This is a genomic window from Methanosarcina sp. WWM596 (assembly GCF_000969965.1).
Lineage (GTDB): Archaea > Halobacteriota > Methanosarcinia > Methanosarcinales > Methanosarcinaceae > Methanosarcina.
The window spans coordinates 2,080,108-2,095,735 of record NZ_CP009503.1 but is presented as its reverse complement, the minus strand read 5'-3'; the positions used below and the strand labels follow the sequence as shown (position 1 = coordinate 2,095,735).

The window sequence follows — 15,628 nt, the reverse complement described above, 5'->3', positions numbered from 1 at the left end:
TATTTAATTCATATTGAAATTCTATTCATATTGAAATTCTATTCACATTGGAATTCTATTCAGAGTGCTAAACATGACTGCCACAGATATAAAAATAGAAGATTTATTTGAGAAAGATATCCGAAGGGATATCAACGGGGTAATTAAAGTTGACCAGGAAGACGAGAGAAGCGTCTATACTGAACTTGATGAGTATGTGGTGACAGGCGAGTCTCTAAAGCATTTTGATACCTTTTTCAGGAACTATACTGCGACACTGGAAGAACCCACAGATAAAATAGGAGTCTGGATCTCAGGGTTCTTCGGTTCGGGAAAATCACATTTCCTCAAAATCCTGTCATATTTACTGGCAAACCGAGAAGTTCAGGGAAAGACAGCACTCGAATTTTTCAGGGAAAAAATTACAGACCCTGCGATTTTTGCCAATATCGAGAAAGCTGTTACTACAGGCACTAAAGACGTTATTCTTTTTAATATTGATTCCAAAGCAAATACTGCAAACAAGGGCGATGAACAGATTGTAAACATCTTCATGAGGGCTTTCAATGATATGCGCGGGTATATGGGAGACGTTTTCTGGATCGCAGACCTTGAAGAACAGCTTGAGGAAAAAGGACTCTATGAGCCTTTCAAAACAGAGTTTGAGCGCATAAACGGAGAGCCCTGGGAAGAGAGACGAGTAGCCTACGGTTTTGAGCAGGATGATATTATAGAAGCTCTTGCAAGCTGCGGTTCGATGAGCAGGGAGGCTGCTTCAAGGCTCTTTGAAAGCGATGGGGCAAGCTTCACTTTCAGCGTTGAGAAATTTGCAAATAAGCTCGATAAGTACTGCAAATCAAAAGGAAAAGCCCATCAGGTAATTTTCCTTGTGGATGAAATTGGACAGTATATCGGGGAAAACAGCGAACTGATGCTCAACCTCCAGACCATTGTTGAAGATCTGGGAACCAGGCTTCAGGGAAAAGCCTGGGTTGCAGTCACTTCACAGGCTGATATTGATACTGTTACAAAGGAACACGTGAAAGGTTACGACTTTTCCAAGATCCAGGGACGCTTTAACACCCGGCTGGGCCTTACCAGCGCTAACGTAGATGAGGTTATCAAGAAAAGGATCCTTAGTAAAAAGGAGGAATACCGAGAAGTTCTTGCTTCTTACTATGCAGAAAAGCAAACAATACTCAGAAATTTACTTGCGTTTTCAAACAGGGCTGAAATAAAGGTCTACAAAAACGAAGATGACTTTGTAAACGTATATCCTTTTGTCCCCTACCAGTTCAACCTTGTGCAGAAGGTCTTTGACAGGATCAGAGAAACAGGATTTACGGGCAAACACCTGGCAAAAGGGGAAAGGTCAATGCTCAGCGCTTTTAAGGAGTCAACTGAGAACTACTGCGAGAATAATGTGGGGATGCTAATTCCTTTCCACGCCTTCTATGAGACTATTGAAGGTTTCCTTGACCCGATTATCGCAAGAACAATCTCTCACGCCCGGAATAACGATAAACTCAACGACAAAGACTGTGAACTTCTGGAAATCCTGTTTATGATCAGGAGTATTCAGGAAATTGAGCCGAACCTCGACAACCTGATAGTGCTTTCCATTTCCTCGGTTGACGAAGACAAGATCAAACTGAAAGAGAGAATCGTTGAGTCCCTGCGAAAACTCGAAAACCAGACCCTGATAAACAAGTCAGAAGACAAGTACTATTTCCTGACAAATGAGGAGCAGGAGATCAACAAGGACATCAAAAGGGTAGAAATCGAAGAGCACCAGATCCTTGAAGAAATCCACGGGATGCTCTATGATCAGAAACAGGGGATCTGTCCGGCTTCCCATAAGGAATACAGGTTTAACAAAGCGATTGATGACAGGGTGAAGACCGTCACGGGTGCAGACCTTACAATCAAGTTTCTGACTCCCCTTTCGGACCTGTATAATAGTAAAAAAGGGAATCAGCAGTCTCTGAGCGGCGATACTTTAAGCAATATCGATTCAACGGACACCCTACTTTTCATACTTTCGGACAACGAATTGATCGACCAGATAAGGTCCTACCTGAAAATAGAGAAATACCTCAAGCAAAACTCCTCAAACCGGAATAATGTGGAAATCCAGAATATTCTTTCCACAAAACAGCAGAATGCAAACAGTGCAAGAGCAAAAGCCCTGGAACTGGTCCAGCAAGGAGTCTCGAATTCAAGGGTTTTTGTTGATAACAAGGAAATAGTTCCTGAAAAATCCAGCCCGAAAGAGCGTGTAAAGGAAGGGCTTGACCTTCTTATACAGAACGTCTACAACAAAGCCGGATATGTTACAAAGGACTATGAAAACGATAGTGAAGTGCTCAGAGTCCTGCGCTCGGACGACCTTGAGAAGTTCGGAGTTGAAGGCAGCGATATAAACAGGCTGGCCTTAAAGGAAATGCTTGACTACATCCGGTTGAAGTACGGGAGAAGCGGCAGGGTCCTGTTAAGTGACTTAAAGGAACGCTTCACGAAAAAGCCCTACGGCTGGAAAGATATGACGATTTCAGGGCTTGTGGCTATTCTTTACCTCAGAGAGGAGATTAAACTCCGCTACCAGTCCGAATACCTGTTCAATGCCGCGGATGCTACGGCAAAGCACCTGACCAGAAGAGATGATGCTGACAAGCTGGTCATAGAAATCAGGGAAAAGACCGGAGAAGAAGACCTCAAAGTCGTACGGCTGATCCTCAAAGATCTTTTTGGTAAATTAAACCTGCGAGAAAAAGAAGGAGAACTATACGATGATGCGAGAAAAATATTCTCAGAAGAACTTACAAACCTGCAAAAAATCGAAGGCAGGTATGAGGAAGAAAAGAGCTTTCCGGGCAGATCTCAGATAAAAGCCTACAGGATATTCCTGAAGGAACTGACAGAGAACTCTGACCCCTCAGCCTTTTTCAGAGCCATTGCCTCCAAAAAAACCGAGTTTGAGAAGCTTCACGCCGATGCAGAGCCTGTGAAGATCTTTTTTGGAGGTACCCAGGTTGATATCTTCAAGAGGCTTGCCCGAAAGTACAAAGCTTACTGCAGAAACACCCAGTTCCTCGGGGAAGAAACAAAATCAGCCATTGAAGAGGTCAACGAAATCCTTAGTCTGGAAAAACCTTACACTCAGATCAGCAGGCTTCCCATACTGGAGAAGAAGATAGAAGTTTCAATTCAGGAGGCCCTTTCTACCCAGAAAAAAGAGATCAGAGAAAGCCTTGATACGGTTACAAAAGAGCTTGAAAAGGACTTATCAGACGAAATATTTTCCGACGACTTCAGGGAAACAGTACTTGGGCTCTTCAATGTAGTCAAAAGGACCATAGAAGACGCTGAGGACTGCGCTCTTGTCCAGAGCCAGCTCCCGATGATAAATTCTCTCCGGGTAGAGGCTTACAGGCAGATAGATAAAGAGAGCCAGACCATCCGGGAAAAGCAGCAGAGAGAGAGCTGGATAATCCGGGATGGGCAGCAGAAACTAGCCTCTGAGAAAAGCACTACATCCCCAGATAATCCGGAAACTCCGGAAACAAAGCCTGTAGACCGGGAAAATGAAGCAGAAACAGAATATGTTCCTCCGGCAGTTCCTCAGAGAAATACCAAAATTATCAGCGAGATATCATTTTTCAAGTCTGGAAAAATGCTGGAAAACGAGGCAGATATCGAGGAGTACATTACACAGCTCAGAGAGAAGCTGTTGAAAATTCTCAAGGAAAAGAACATAAGGGTCTAAGAAAGGAGCTGGATGAAAAATGGACAAATCAAAAGTTATCGAATTCTCAAACAAAGTTAGGGATAAGTTAAACGCAGAAGTAGAAAGCCAGGCAGCTCGCTACGGAATTTCCTCCAAAGAAATCCACGCCGTAGAAGAGCACGGTGATTCTGTCGTAATCAACGGCAAAGTCTTCAATGCCCATATCAAACAGCAGCGTTCCCAGCTTGTAAAACAGATCAAGGAAAAAGGCTACGCCCAGGTTATGGAAGAAGTCACCTATACCTGGTTCAATCGCCTTGTGGCCCTCAAGTTCATGGAGATGAACGGCTGCCTCCCGGACCAGATCAAAGTCTTCACTTCAACTGACCCGAATAAATCCGAACCTGACCTCCTCACAAACGCCCTGAAACTTGACTTTCTGAACCTTGACCGAGACAAGGTTCTGGATTTCAAAGCCGAAAACAAAGACGAAGAGCTCTACAAATACCTGATTCTCAAACTCTGCAATTACCTGAACAAAATAATGCCCTTCCTCTTTGAGGAAATCGAAAACTACACCGAACTCCTTTTCCCTGACAAGCTTCTCCATACAGGTTCTGTCCTGCATGACCTGAATTCAATTATCCCGGATGAGGACTGGCAAGAAGTTGAAATCATAGGCTGGATCTACCAGGACTACATTGCCCCAAAGAAGGACAAAGTCTTTGCCGACCTGAAGAAGAACATCAAGATCAGCAAGGAAAACATCCCTGCAGTTACCCAGCTTTTCACTCCTCACTGGATTGTCCGCTACCTTGTGGAAAACTCCCTGGGCCGCCTGTGGATGCTCAACCGCCCGGAATCCAGCCTTGTTGACCGGATGGAGTATTACATAAAGCCGGAACAGCAGGAAACCGATTTTCTGAAAATCAATTCTCCTGAAGAGCTCAAGATCTGCGACCCTGCTTGCGGTTCAGGGCATATGCTGGTTTATGCTTTTGACCTGCTGTATGCGATTTACGAAGAGGACGGCTACACTCCCTCCGAGATTCCGGAAATGATCCTGACCCACAACCTCTTCGGGATCGAGATCGATAAACGTGCAGGGGAACTTGCCGGCTTTGCACTGACCATGAAGGCAAGGGGCAAAGACCGCCATTTTTTCAAAAAGCAGATCCAGCCTAATGTCTGTATGCTGGAGAATGTCGCTTTTGAGCAAGGCGAAATCAATGCTTACATCGATGCAGTCGGAAGTGACCTGTTCACCAAAGCCCATAGAGATACTCTGCTCCAGTTCGCAGAAGCCGATAATTTCGGTTCTCTTATTCGCCCGGCTGCAAAAGATGTATCGAGCCTCCTGCACTTGCTGGAATCGAAAAACCTTTCAGGCAATCTTTCCCACCTTTCTATTCATCAGAAAGTCCTTCAAGTGTTGAAGCAGGCAGATTACCTCAACCCAAAATATCATGTGGTCATTGCCAACCCGCCATATATGGGCGGCAAGGGAATGAATAACAGGCTGAAGACCTTTGTTCAGGAGAACTACACGGACAGCAAATCTGATCTTTTTGCCATGTTCATTGAGCGCAATCTGGATCTTGCAGTGCAAAAAGGTGCAGTTGCAATGATCACTATGCAGAGCTGGATGTTCCTTTCGTCCTATGAAAAACTCCGTGAAAGCATCCTGAACAACGACACTATCCTATCCATGGCTCATTTTGGAGCAAGGGCTTTCGACAGTATCAGTGGGGAGATTGTTTCAACAACGGCATTTGTTATCGAAAAATTTCAACGATTGGAACACAAAGGAGCTTACCTGCGACTAATCGATGGGAACTGTGAAGTAGATAAGGAAACTGAACTTAAAGCAAAAAAATCTGAACCTTTTCGCGCCTCCGCCGCCGACTTCAAGAAAATACCTGGGAGTCCGATTGCGTATTGGGTAAGTGATAGGGTAAAGGAGATTTTTGAGGAAGGAGAACAACTATCAGGAATTGCACCTGCGAAAATTGGAATGCGCACAGGTGATAACGATCGCTTTCTAAGATTCTGGCATGAGGTCTCAAATATGAATTCCGGCTTCAATTTTGAAGATGCACTTGATGCTGAAAAATCTGGAAAGAAATGGTTTCCTTACAACAAAGGTGGAAATTTCAGGAAGTGGTATGGAAATAACGAATATGTAGTCAACTGGTTGAATAATGGTTATGAGATAAAAGAGAATACACTTTTGAATTATCCACAACTATCTTGGGATAATTTGGGTTGGAAGATTTCAAATGAAAAATACTATTTCCTTCCTGCCATAACATGGACAGCTACTAGCTCTTCTTATTTCGGAGTAAGAAAGTCCTATCAGGGCTTTTTATTTGATGTAAAAGGCTCTTGTTGTTTTCCCAATGATTTGCCAGATGAAATAGTCCTTGGTTTTCTAGCAAGCAAACAAGTTAGATTTTTTCTTAAATTCCTAAATCCAACTATTGAATACCAAACTCGAGATATCGGGAATCTCCCTTTTATTAGCAATATTCTCAAAAATGGGAAGTCTATTGAAATAATTAAATATGTAACAAGTTTAGTCGAAATATCAAAATCTGACTGGGACTCTTACGAAACCTCCTGGGATTTCACTTCCCTCCCACTATTACTATCAGAACACCGCCAGCCAACTCTCCGTGAAACTTACACCAAACTCCGCGCCCACTGGAAAGAAATGACCCTTGAAATGCAGCGGCTGGAAGAAGAAAATAACCGGATTTTTATCGAAGCTTACGGTTTGCAGGACGAATTAACTCCAGAGGTTCCACTTTCTGAAATCACTCTAACATGCAATCCCTATTATCGCTACGCTAACAACAAAACCGAAAAAGAACTGGAAACTCTGCTACTGACAGATACCATAAAAGAATTAATTTCCTACGCTGTCGGCTGCATGTTCGGAAGATATTCACCGGAAAAGAAAGGGCTGATCCTTGCAAATCAGGGTGAAAAGCTGGCTGATTTCAAAGAAAAAGTGCCTGAAGCTTCTTTCCTGCCGGATGAAGACAATATAATCCCGATTCTCGATGACGAATATTACACGGATGACATCGTAAACCGGTTCAAAGAGTTTTTGAAATTCACTTTTGGAGCGGAGACACTTTCCGAAAACCTGGACTTTATTGCAGGGGCACTTTCGAAGAAAGGAGAAGCTCCTGAAAAGGTTATCCGAAACTATTTCCTGAAGGATTTCTACAGCGATCACCTGAAAATGTATAAGAAAAGACCTATTTACTGGCTCTTTACTTCTTCAGAAAAAGGAAAAGTGTTCAATGCGCTCGTTTACATGCACAGGTACGATAAAACTACCCTGGCGAAGATGAGAATCGATTATCTGCTGGATTTTGAGTCGAAGCTGGATGCTCAGAGGCCACTTCTTGAAAAAGAAATTATTCAAAATTCCAAGAATCGCGGGAAAGCAGAAACTGAGCTTGCAAAACTTAATAAGAAAATTGAAGAGCTCATAAAATACGATGAACTGCTTCAGCATAAAGCGGATCAGATGATTGAGATTGATCTGGATGATGGGGTCAAAGTGAATTATGAGAAGTTTAAGGGGTTAGTTGGGAAGATCTAATGGATTTTTGAGGTGGCAAAATGTACTATCACGTTAAAATTAGGCAGAAATCCAGTAAAGTGACTGATGAATTAAAGCTTGATTTGAGCGAAGAAAAACTTCTTAGTCAATTTATAGTTCCCTATGAAAATGGTGAGAATATCTTTGTTAATGGAAAAAGTATTCCTCCTGAGGATATTGAGAGGATAAAGATCAATAAAACAGAAATGAACTCTGCAGAATTGATACCTATTATTCGAGCAAAAAGACCAAAAAAAGCTGTAGCACCACAAATCTCAACTGAGTGGCTCGTGACTAAGGAAGGGGAAGATGTTACTGATGATCTCATTAAAGGAGAGCCTGGATATAAGAAAAAGAAATTCGGTGAAAAAATGGGAGAGGTAAAACCTAAAGGGAATCAAATTTTTGTCGTTCACGGGCGTGACGATGGGATGAAACAGGCTGTTGCTCGAACACTTGAAAAATTGGAGCTAAAACCCATCGTTTTGCATGAACAACCGAATCAAGGAAGAACAATCTTTGAAAAATTCGCCGAGTATGCAGACAGCGTTTCTTTCGCTGTTGTGCTTCTTTCACCTGATGACATAGGTTATAGAAAAGATCAGAGTTCAGAAGCTGCAAAATTCAGAGCCCGTCAAAATGTAATATTAGAACTTGGGTTTTTCTTAGGGAAACTTGGAAGGCATAATGTAGCTGCTCTGTTTAAGAATGATCCTGATTTTGAAGGTCCTAGTGATTATGATGGGATTTTGTACACACCCTTTGACAATTCTGGAAGGTGGCAGTTCGATCTTGTGAGGGAATTAAAGGCAGTTGGATACGACATTGATGCAAATAAACTGGTATGAATTCAATCTACGAGCAGGACGATTTATGTGATCCACAGATTATTTAATGGCAACTGATTCAAAAACAGTTATTTGAAGGTATTTTAGATATGAGCGCCCTTAAAACCAAGTATAAAATATTGATGTTTCTCAGTTCTTACACACCCTTATTTTTAATTTTGTTATTGAAAGCAATATCACATATTTTAGAAAAGGTTCAGGATTACGCTAATCTAAAAATTCCAGAAGCTGTTTCGGAGAACATAACATTTATTGAACAAGTCCAAATTATTGCTCAACACAAAACAGAATTTATTTCTTTAAACATAATTCCATTGGTTGTGATTGTCACAATCATTTTTATAATTATAGTTCCGAATTTGGTTTTAGAATCTATATTAAGGGAAACAAAATGTTCAATTGATTTCAAAGATCTATATGTTCAATCAGTTCAAAAAATGAATCACATTTATATGGAATATCTTGTTTCTTACATAATTCCTTTTCTTTCTTTTGACTTCTCTAATTTTTTCGATATGATTTCACTGCTAATATTATTGTTCACTATTTGTATAATTTACATAAACTCAGATTTACTATATGTAAATATTAATTTTAGTATTCGAGGGTATAACTTATTCAAAGTTTACACTAAAAAACAAAATGAATATATGGTTCTTTCAAAAGAGAAACAGTTATATCCAGATAAAATATTGAAAGTGGTTTATATAAGTGGATCTTCGGAAAGGATTGCATTAGATATTGAGCAGGAGCAAACAGAATGACAGACTACGCCTCTTATCTTCAGGATTTACTTCGTGTTGCAAAGCAAGGGCATAATGTTCAAATGCACTTATTGAAAAAAACAACCAGTGAAAAAGAAGAAAAGAAAAGGCAGATACTTAATGTTGAAGTAGATGGTGAGGTTTTAACTTCATTTAAGGAAAATCTTATCGAAAAATGCAATGAGCTGATGAGTGATAGCGAATTAACTTATATTGACTTTTTTTCAGAAGATCCCGAAGACAATGTCATATCAATAATAAATCAAGAAGATATGAAATCAGTTGGAACATTAAATCCAATAATTTCACAAATAAAAAGTGAAGATGATTCAAGAAGTGTAACTGAATTTAATGATCATACAATAAATAAGTTACAAAGTTATGCAATATCTATGGCCTTCAGTGATGATAGTGGGGAAAACAAAATCGAAGAGACATGCATATATTTCAGGAAGTATCAAGTTGGCTCGAAGATTGCAAAATCAAAGTTTTTTAAAGTATTTGAACATAAGCAAGGAAAATTCAATAAAATAGAAGGTGATGTATTCAAATATGACGACGTTATCGATGCAATGTATTATGAACGTGTAGATTTAGATAACCCTGATCAAAATGGTTCAAAAATTATGTTTGTAAGGAACATAAGTAACTTTGAAGACATGTTTTCATTTGAAGAATTTTATAAATCAAATGCGAAAGCAGCTTATACCATTCTCAAATCTTGCGGTAATGTTGAAATTGAAGAAGCTTTATTTAAAGAGATCACAAATGATAAAAGAAATTTAAAGAGAATTTGTAAACTGAATAAAGGAAATTTTTTTAAAGAGATTGATTTTGATCGATTCTTCTTAATATACAATGCCGCTTCTTCATTAGATTATGCTTTAAATGTTGAATCTGATGGAGAAAAAATTAAAATTAAAAGTAAGGAATCTTTTTTTGAATTTATAGATATTTGTGGAAATAAATTATATGGAGATTTGGTAGACAAAAAAATCTATAAGGGAATTGCTAAAGAACTGCCCAAGAAATCAGCTTAAATATTTCTTACAAACATGAACCTTCAATCCTTCATCAAATCCGGCGAATCCGAAACCCTCGAATTCAAAGAGAAATTCGATGACAGAACCGTAGAATCAGCTGTAGCTTTTGCCAATGCGAAAGGCGGCATGATCCTTATAGGGGTTTCTGATAAAGGGGCCGTCACCGGAGTAAATATTGGAAAAGAAACTCTGGCTAAATGGGCAAACCAGGTCTCAGACAAGACCGAGCCACAGCTTATCCCTGAAATCGAGGTGTTTGAATTTGAGGGGAAACAGGTTGTAGCGGTAAATGTCCCGGAGTATCCTATAAAACCCGTTTCCGTCCGGGGCAGGTGTTTCAAGCGGGTAAATAACAGCAATCGGAGCATGAACGCGCAGGAAATTGCGGAAATGCACCTGCAGTCTACCGGGATGAGCTGGGATAGGTTTCCGGCAGCCGGGGAGACGCTTGAAAGCCTTGACCTTGAAAAGATCAGGAATTATATCCGGAAGGCGAGGGCTGTTGGAAGAAAAGGGTTTGGGGAAGAGGAAGAAAGAAACCCTATTCAGGTGCTCAAAAAAATGAAGCTTGTGTTGGAAGGGAAACCCACCTGGGCGGCAGGGCTTCTTTTTTGCAAGGAAGGGCGGCGTTTTCTTTCACAGGCTGTGGTCCACTGCGGGCGATTTAAGAACCAAACTCTTGTAATCGATGACCGGCTGATCGAAGGGCCACTCTTTGAGCAGATCGAAGAAACCATGGATTTTGTCAGGAAGAACACCAACGTGAAGTTTGTTATGACCGGAAAGCCTGAAAGGGAAGAGGTCTGGGACTACCCGCTGGAAGCGGTCAGGGAGGCGGTTATAAATGCGGTCTGTCACAGGGACTACACAGTTATGTCCCATATCGAAATCCGGATTTATGACGATGAACTGATTGTCTGGAGTCCGGGTGGGCTTCCCCTGGGACTCACAATGGAAGACCTTTTCAAACCTCATGCCTCGAAATTGAGGAACAAAGGGATAGCAGAAGTGTTCTTCGATACGAAAATTATTGAGCAGTGGGGGAGCGGAATAGAAAAAATTCAAAAATACTGCAAAGAAGCAGGGGTTCTGGAGCCTGTATTTGAAGAGTATCAGGGCTTTCGTGTGATCTTCAAAAAAGGGATTTTAAATGAAGAATATCTTAGAAATATTGGTCTTAATGAAAGGCAGATTGAAGCATTCTTTTACGTTAAAGAAAAAGGTCAGATAACAAATAAGGAATATCAAGAATTGTGTAATGTAAAAGATAGGCTTGCAACCAAGGAGCTAAAAGATCTTGTTAATAAGGATGTCTTCAAAAAAATTGGAACTACTGGAAAAGGTACTTATTACATTATCAGGGGAACAAAAATCCCGCATTAAAGCCGTACTAAAGCCGCATAAGCCGCACTAAAGCCGCACTAAAGCCGCATAAGCCGCATAAGCCACAAAATTAGAAGATTGATAAGTTTGTGTAAAAGAGATCACAATCAAAACGGGACAATGGGGCCACAAACGGGATATAAAGGGAACAAAGACGCCACAATCACGCCATAATCACGCCAAAAGTGTCATGATTAAAGACGTTAAAAAATTATAATCAAGCCTAATGAACCAGAAAAAAGGATGACATCAAAATCCCCCAAAGACGCCATAAACGTGCCAATGCCATAATTAGACAAATCGAAAAAGTGCATAAAACTCTTCAAATATCAGTCGCAACTAAATAACCGAAAAAAGGAACCGAGTGCAATGAAGTTCCAGAAACTCCTCAACTCCGGCGAATCCGAAACCCTTGAATTTAAAGAAAAATTCGATGACAGAACCGTAGAATCAGCTGTAGCTTTTGCCAATGCGAAAGGCGGCATGATCCTTAGAGGGGTTAGTGGTGCTGGCCAGAAGGAGGAAAAATGACTCACTCAATTGCTGAACTGCTCTCCAGGCCCGAAGGCAAAACGCTGGAGTTTAAGCGGGATCTGTCCTCCCCCAGAAATATACTTAAAACGCTGGTGGCTTTTGCTAACACTGCAGGAGGGCGCTTGCTGATTGGAGTGGAAGATGGTTCCAGAGAGCTTTTAAGCATTGAGAACCCTCTGGATGAAGAAGAGCGGTTGTGCAGCCTGATCGCTGATAACATAGAGCCTCGCTTGGTTCCCAGTGTGGAACTGATTGCCTTTGGTGATAAAACTTTGCTGGGAGTGGAGGTATATCCAAGCGGTTCCAGACCCCACTGGTTGAAAAAAGAAGGACCGGATAATGGAGTTTATGTCCGGCTGGGTTCCACCAACAGGAAAGCGGACAGGGAGCTTATTGCAGAGCTTAAACGGGGGGCAGAAGGTAAGTCCTTTGATGAACAGGTTCTTCCTGATCTGACTGTGGATGACCTGGATTTTGACGCTGCAACGGCTTGCTTTGAACGGCACAGGAAACTGGTGAAAAAGGACCTGGAATCCTTGCGCTTTGTCACCAAACACCAGGGGCACCTTGTTCCTACGGTTGGCGGGATGCTGCTTTTTCAGTACTTCCCCAATTGACTTGAATTATCAGCAAGATCTCATGTACTTATTTTATTTTTACAATAACTGAGTGTTAAGCCTTGATATTCTCTTTCACAATATTAGTATCAAGTTGGAATTGGCTGGATAAATTAAAAATTTCCAGTTGAAATTACCTCAAACACATAGAATTAGCTCGTGTTTTGAGGCCACTGATATCTAAAAATCTATATGCTACGCTATAACTATTGTACTGTATCTTTCAAATCAAACTACGTTAAATGCCTTTTGCATTCAGTCGTACGTAATATTGCTTAGAGTAACCACCCCATCCGGGATTCGAAACAACCTTTTTAAGTAGCTCCACGAAATCATTTTAAATGTATCAAAGCGAAATTTGTCCACATCAATAATTTTTGGACCAGTTTGTCTTTTCACAAAGTATTTCCACTGTAATGTTACCCAGTGATTTTGGATTAAAAACGAAATAATCGTATAAAGGTAGCGTACTTCTGGTTTTTTAGACGAAGTCCTCGGTTTGGATGTATTGCGGATTCGGTAAGAAGATTCAATTGAGAACCTTCGCTCATACATTTTTGAGACTTTTTTTGGATCTGTAAAACCACCAACTGAAAAAGCATGAATTTCTAATCTATTTTTATCTTTTTTACCTTTCAAATAATTCACACAGACTACAATATTGAGGTTTAATGGCTCTTTTCCTTGTGGAGACATAACATACTCAAAACAACATGATTTCTTTACTCGTAGCAGTTTCTTCATCTGTTCCCCTTGAACCTTAACGGGAACAATAAATGGAATCTTCGCTGACTGGAGATATCCCATCACTGCATGTGTGTAGAATTCGCGATCAATACACAGAACTTTTACTTTGACCCCAAGTTCATAAATAATTTCTGTGATTTTAGTTACGAAATCAATCATTAACATTTTCTTTTTTTTGGAATAACTCCAATTGTAAACTTCCTATTCCCATCAATTAGATAACACGTTGCGTATGAGAAAAAACGGTTAGTTGATGCTTTTCTTTTTCCACCAACAACATAATCTCCATTCTTTTCCCCATAGTAAGGATCATCTGTAAGATCAATAGCAAATGCATACTTTTTGCCAGGTATTATGAAAGGTTTAACTTGTTCAGCAAACATAAGGTGATTTACTGTTTCTAACTGCTCTAGGTCGATTTTTTTCAGATTATGATGTAACGAGTTTTCGCTGTGTATGTTTGAACCTGGACGTTGAATTGAGTGAATGGATAACTTTTGGATAGCCAGTGACGTTAGGACCTTGAAAAATTGATTAGGGGCTTGGCTTGATCTGATAAACATTGGAACATGTTTAACAAGCAATTTTACAACGGGGTTTATACATTTGGCTCCATCCAAAGTACAAACATCAATATTTTGTGATTTGTGTTTTGCCTTAGCCATAGGTTGTGAATAAAATAATCCAGATATGTATAATTTTGGCATTATGTCGGAAAATCGATATTAGAATCACTGCTTACGAGTTGGTGAAGTACTGAAGGTAAGAGAATTAGCTCATTACCTCACAAGCAAAAAGGAGAAATTGGATTTTGTTAAGCCTGAGTATGAAATTGAGAGAATTGATTCTTATGATATAAGGCAAAAGATTCTCAATATTTCTTATGTTGATTGGAAGAAGTTAGGGTTTTCTAAAGGTACTTTGCATTATATGAAGCAGAACGCCAAGTCAGATAAGCCGTTTACTCTTAACAGTCATGTTCTGGAAAGGGTGAATAAGTGGGAAGCTTTGGTTTCAAGCCAAAAGTAAAAATGTGTATACTTTTACTGTAAAATGTAAAAATGTAAAATTTACTAGTAAAATAGTAAAAACGACATCAAGAGAAGTTATCAATTTTACAGTAAAATAGTAAAACAGTATCGGGAGAAAATGTAAATTTTACTGTAAAAGGGTTGTATAATCTAATAAATTTTACATATTACAGAAAATTGAACATGAAGCTATTGCATGAGATCACCGAGAATAAACCATGTTGGATGTTTTAGTAACCCTTGAAGCTTTAGATATCATAAAAAATCAAAAGATATATGTATTTTATATTTCCAATTACCGTGCAATATCAGTTGATAATTATAATTAAAGATAATTCTGGATGGCGGTAATATACCAATACCAATATTTCTTAGTTATGCAACACCATTTAATAAAAAACAAGAAATATTTATAGAGAAAGTAAAATTGCATTTAGTACAAAATGACTTTAAACCCGAAACTCTTGGAGTAACTTTCCATGATATCTCGGCACCATTGGAAAATATAAAGAAAAAGATGAACGAATGTTTTGGGCTGCTATCAATCGCTTTCAGACGGGCATATATAGAAAAAGGCACTGGAAAACTCAATACCGATCTTGAAGATCAAGAAGAATACCCTGTTTCTAAAAAATGGCTTACAAGTCCTTACTGCCAAATTGAGCCGTCTATGGCGTTTCAAATTGGGGTACCAATATTAATTTTTAGAGAGAAAGAAGTAATTGATGATGGTATTCTTCAAAAAGGTGTACTTCCTTATTATATGCCAGAATTTGATCTTAATAAGCCAATTGATGAATACTTTGAATCTAATCAATGGATAGATTTATTTGAAGCATGGAAAGCATTGGTACTAAAATATAAAACAAAAAAACTGTTTGAAGAAGACGATATAATTAAACATATTATAAGCTATTCCATATGTGAAGGAAAAAAGATTTCTTTCGATGAATTATATAATATGTTTAACAATACGATTGATTACGATAGCAAGAACTACTATGGCAAAAGTATCAATAATTATGATCAATTTTTAAATCAACTTAAAAGTCGTCTTGGGGTAAATGAGAGTGATCTTGAGGCAAGATACAAGATAAAAGGACATTCTCTAAACTCTGATTACATAACAATTTGTACTAATTTTTTTGACTAAGATTCACTTATTATCATAAAAAAAGTGGCATAAAGGGGGTGTCATCAGACACACTTAAAATCTCTGGGCTCGCAGCCCTTTTTGCTTTCGCAAATTCGTCTGCTTTTCAGGAGGGTCCCTCAAGCCATTCCCATATATTGACTTATGGCAATAGGGCTTCATCAACTGCATTTTTCAGTTAAGACA

At 39.5% G+C, this 15,628-nt stretch carries 11 protein-coding genes; 9 read left to right on the top strand and 2 right to left on the bottom strand.

The genetic code is table 11. From position 1 onward, the window contains the following. The first annotated feature begins 73 nt into the window (after positions 1–73). The 8 genes from brxC to MSWHS_RS09180 all read left to right on the top strand — a co-directional run bounded on the left by brxC (position 74) and on the right by MSWHS_RS09180 (position 12,511). Positions 74–3,745: a BREX system P-loop protein BrxC gene (gene brxC / locus MSWHS_RS09215; protein WP_048158954.1), complete on the top strand. Its 3,672-nt coding sequence runs from the start codon at positions 74–76 to the stop codon at positions 3,743–3,745. A 19-nt stretch (positions 3,746–3,764) separates the two neighbouring features. Next, on the top strand, positions 3,765–7,322 hold the full coding sequence (gene pglX, locus MSWHS_RS09210) for a BREX-1 system adenine-specific DNA-methyltransferase PglX (protein WP_052722668.1): 3,558 nt from the start codon (positions 3,765–3,767) through the stop codon (positions 7,320–7,322). A 20-nt stretch (positions 7,323–7,342) separates the two neighbouring features. After that, positions 7,343–8,170, top strand: coding sequence for a TIR domain-containing protein (locus MSWHS_RS20950; RefSeq protein WP_048158953.1), 828 nt, complete (start codon positions 7,343–7,345; stop codon positions 8,168–8,170). A gap of 89 nt (positions 8,171–8,259) precedes the next feature. Next, positions 8,260–8,934: a hypothetical protein gene (locus tag MSWHS_RS09200; RefSeq protein ID WP_048158952.1), complete on the top strand. Its 675-nt coding sequence runs from the start codon at positions 8,260–8,262 to the stop codon at positions 8,932–8,934. After that, positions 8,931–9,974 carry a Kiwa anti-phage protein KwaB-like domain-containing protein gene (locus tag MSWHS_RS09195; RefSeq protein WP_048158951.1) on the top strand — a complete coding sequence of 348 codons (1,044 nt, stop codon included), beginning with the start codon at positions 8,931–8,933 and terminating at the stop codon, positions 9,972–9,974. The genes MSWHS_RS09200 and MSWHS_RS09195 overlap by 4 nt, the downstream gene beginning before the upstream one ends. 15 nt (positions 9,975–9,989) lie before the next feature. Further along, a complete protein-coding gene (locus tag MSWHS_RS09190) occupies positions 9,990–11,360 on the top strand; it encodes a helix-turn-helix domain-containing protein (protein ID WP_048158950.1) in 1,371 nt (456 codons plus the stop codon). A 369-nt stretch (positions 11,361–11,729) separates the two neighbouring features. Next, a complete protein-coding gene (locus MSWHS_RS09185) occupies positions 11,730–11,891 on the top strand; it encodes a helix-turn-helix domain-containing protein (protein WP_048158949.1) in 162 nt (53 codons plus the stop codon). Then, positions 11,888–12,511, top strand: a complete 624-nt coding sequence (locus tag MSWHS_RS09180) for a helix-turn-helix domain-containing protein (protein ID WP_048159604.1) — start codon at positions 11,888–11,890, stop codon at positions 12,509–12,511. The genes MSWHS_RS09185 and MSWHS_RS09180 overlap by 4 nt, the downstream gene beginning before the upstream one ends. A gap of 255 nt (positions 12,512–12,766) precedes the next feature. Here the strand turns inward: MSWHS_RS09180 and MSWHS_RS09175 are convergent, their stop codons facing one another. Then, positions 12,767–13,423 (bottom strand): hypothetical protein, encoded by a 657-nt coding sequence (locus tag MSWHS_RS09175; protein WP_048158948.1) that lies wholly within the window; start codon positions 13,421–13,423, stop codon positions 12,767–12,769. Continuing rightward, positions 13,417–13,923 carry a hypothetical protein gene (locus MSWHS_RS09170; protein ID WP_048158947.1) on the bottom strand — a complete coding sequence of 169 codons (507 nt, stop codon included), beginning with the start codon at positions 13,921–13,923 and terminating at the stop codon, positions 13,417–13,419. The genes MSWHS_RS09175 and MSWHS_RS09170 overlap by 7 nt, the downstream gene beginning before the upstream one ends. Positions 13,924–14,716: 793 nt before the next feature. On the opposite strand from MSWHS_RS09170, the gene MSWHS_RS20945 reads away from it, so the two are divergent. Further along, positions 14,717–15,442: a hypothetical protein gene (locus MSWHS_RS20945; protein WP_197073884.1), complete on the top strand. Its 726-nt coding sequence runs from the start codon at positions 14,717–14,719 to the stop codon at positions 15,440–15,442. The last annotated feature ends 186 nt before the right edge of the window (positions 15,443–15,628 follow it).

What these genes read in the sequence shown, in the direction of transcription:
- MSWHS_RS09170 (WP_048158947.1), bottom strand. Translation starts at nt 13,923, where the DNA reads ATGGCTAAGGCAAAACACAAATCACAAAATATTGATGTTTGTACTTTG.
- brxC (WP_048158954.1), top strand. Translation starts at nt 74, where the DNA reads ATGACTGCCACAGATATAAAAATAGAAGATTTATTTGAGAAAGATATC.
- MSWHS_RS09175 (WP_048158948.1), bottom strand. Translation starts at nt 13,423, where the DNA reads ATGTTAATGATTGATTTCGTAACTAAAATCACAGAAATTATTTATGAA.
- MSWHS_RS20950 (WP_048158953.1), top strand. Translation starts at nt 7,343, where the DNA reads ATGTACTATCACGTTAAAATTAGGCAGAAATCCAGTAAAGTGACTGAT.
- MSWHS_RS09190 (WP_048158950.1), top strand. Translation starts at nt 9,990, where the DNA reads ATGAACCTTCAATCCTTCATCAAATCCGGCGAATCCGAAACCCTCGAA.
- MSWHS_RS09195 (WP_048158951.1), top strand. Translation starts at nt 8,931, where the DNA reads ATGACAGACTACGCCTCTTATCTTCAGGATTTACTTCGTGTTGCAAAG.
- MSWHS_RS09185 (WP_048158949.1), top strand. Translation starts at nt 11,730, where the DNA reads ATGAAGTTCCAGAAACTCCTCAACTCCGGCGAATCCGAAACCCTTGAA.
- MSWHS_RS09180 (WP_048159604.1), top strand. Translation starts at nt 11,888, where the DNA reads ATGACTCACTCAATTGCTGAACTGCTCTCCAGGCCCGAAGGCAAAACG.
- pglX (WP_052722668.1), top strand. Translation starts at nt 3,765, where the DNA reads ATGGACAAATCAAAAGTTATCGAATTCTCAAACAAAGTTAGGGATAAG.
- MSWHS_RS09200 (WP_048158952.1), top strand. Translation starts at nt 8,260, where the DNA reads ATGAGCGCCCTTAAAACCAAGTATAAAATATTGATGTTTCTCAGTTCT.